At 60.0% G+C, this 2026-nt stretch carries 2 protein-coding genes; both read left to right on the top strand.

Annotation, left to right across the window (positions count from 1 at the left end; genetic code table 11):
• On the top strand, window positions 1-449 hold a 449-nt coding region (locus VFL62_RS13805; protein WP_325172938.1), incomplete at its 5' end, for a hypothetical protein.
• Between the two features lie 298 nt (window positions 450-747).
• A partial coding sequence (locus VFL62_RS13810) for a di-heme oxidoredictase family protein (protein WP_325172939.1) occupies window positions 748-2026 on the top strand: 1279 nt, incomplete at its 3' end.

Here is a 2026-nt window from a genome sequence, read left to right on the forward strand (position 1 = left end):
CGCGCGATCCGGACAAGTTTGACGCGGACAACGGTTTCGATACCCAACGCGAATTCCGCGAGCGTGGCGTTCCGAGCGGCCTTGCCAACGAGATCTTTCTCGATGTCTACGAAAGGCCAGCGTCGTTCGAGCCACAGGTCAGGAATCTTCATCAGCGCCTGTTCGATGCTTATGCCGCCGAAGTTCGACGTGTGGCCGGGAACGACGACGGGATCGTCACCGCCCTGCAAGGCGACATAGACACCCCGACCGACGGTTTTGCCGACAACGCCCGCCTATACCTACCGCCAACCGTGTTCAACCGCTTCGCGGTCACGCGGGAAATCAATGATGGTCTATTGGCGCCGCGCTTTGCTCCGAGCCAACGGGCCTGGGTGCTGTCAGGGATACGTGTTCCTGTCGCCCCGGCAGTGCCGGCGTCGACTGGCCGCGACGCCGACGATCGTTAAGACGGTCGTATCGCGGGGAGGCGGTCTGGCCGGCCACCTCTTCGCTTTTTAGGTATAGCCAGCCTGACTTCGTCAGGACCGCCCGCCAGTTAATCTGGGGTCCTGGTGGAATAGTAATCGGCGTGTGCAATTGTTTTGCTGTCCCACCTCGCTCTATTTAGCAACGCCATAGTATAACAGCGATATCTTATCCTCAGGGCAAATTCGCCGCGCAAGCAAATTTGGGAGAATAAAAGCTGGCCTGCGGTCTAGCCGATCGTAAAAGCTTGATCGGTCGATCTGTCGGGGAACCGCTGCCATGGTCATTACCGGAAAATATTGGTTGGTCGGCTTGACGTTATGCGCTGCAAGCGTCGCGCCGGCGGCGGCACAACAAGCCGCGACGGAAGCGCCTGCCGGCTTCGATACGCCGACCGTCGTCGAGAATCCCGGCTCACTCAGCGTCAGTAATGGGATCGCGGAACCTACCGGCGACAGCTTCGCCCTCGACCAGCGGATTTACGAACTGACTCACGACGTCAATAGCGGGCTTGGGCCGGTATTCAACGCGCGAGCTTGCGCCGATTGTCATCAAAACCCGGTCAGCGGTGGTGCCAGCCAGTTCACCGAGCTGCGCGTCGGCCACACCGATGCGAACGGCAATTTCGTCAATCCAACCATCCCCATCGACGATGGGGCCAGCAGCATCAGCGGACGTTCGCTCGTCAATGATCGCGCGGTGGTCCCAGAGGCACAAGAACATGTGCCGGAAACGGAGAATATCCGGACACTGCGCGCGGCGCTCAACACGCTGGGAGACGGCTTCGTCGAAGCGATCGACGACAACACACTGATGACCATCGCCGCCGAGCAAGTGCAGGCGACCCATGGCAAGATTCACGGTGAGGCCATCGTCGTCCCCGTGCTGGAGGCGCCTGGACAAAACCGCATCGGCCGCTTCGGCTGGAAGGACCAGCACAGCTCTCTCCTTTCCTTTATCGGCGATGCCTATTTGATGGAGATGGGCGTGACCAACCGCTTGAGGCCGATGGACGAGACGACCATCGGCAAAGTGACGGCGGACCCCGAGGATGTGCCGGACAATTTAGGTCTGGCCGATATCGACCACTTTGCTCAGTTCGTCCGCGGCACGGAAGTGCCGCCGCGCGATACCGCCTTGGCGGCCACTGCGGATGCCCAAGCCGGACAAGCGTTGTTCGAGAAGATCGGCTGCAGTGTCTGTCATGTTCAAACCATCACGACCGCGCCGCCGGGCACGTCGATCAATGGCGGGACTTTCGCCGTACCGGTAGCGCTCGGCAACAAGATGATCCATCCCTATAGCGATTTTCTGCTGCATGACATTGGGACCGGCGATGGCATCGTCCAGGCCGGGCCGCAAGATACGGCGCACAAACTCCGTACGGCGCCACTTTGGGGCCTACGAATGCGGCCGCGCTTCATGCATGATCTTCAATCGCTGACCCTGGAGAGCGCAATCGAGCGGCACAAGGGCGAGGCCGAAGACGTCACTGAACGCTTCTTCGATCTGACCGAAACACAGCAGCAGCAACTCTTCACGTTTCTCAATTCTCTTT

Origin of the sequence: Bradyrhizobium sp. (assembly GCF_035701725.1) — a bacterium.
GTDB lineage: Bacteria > Pseudomonadota > Alphaproteobacteria > Rhizobiales > Xanthobacteraceae > Bradyrhizobium.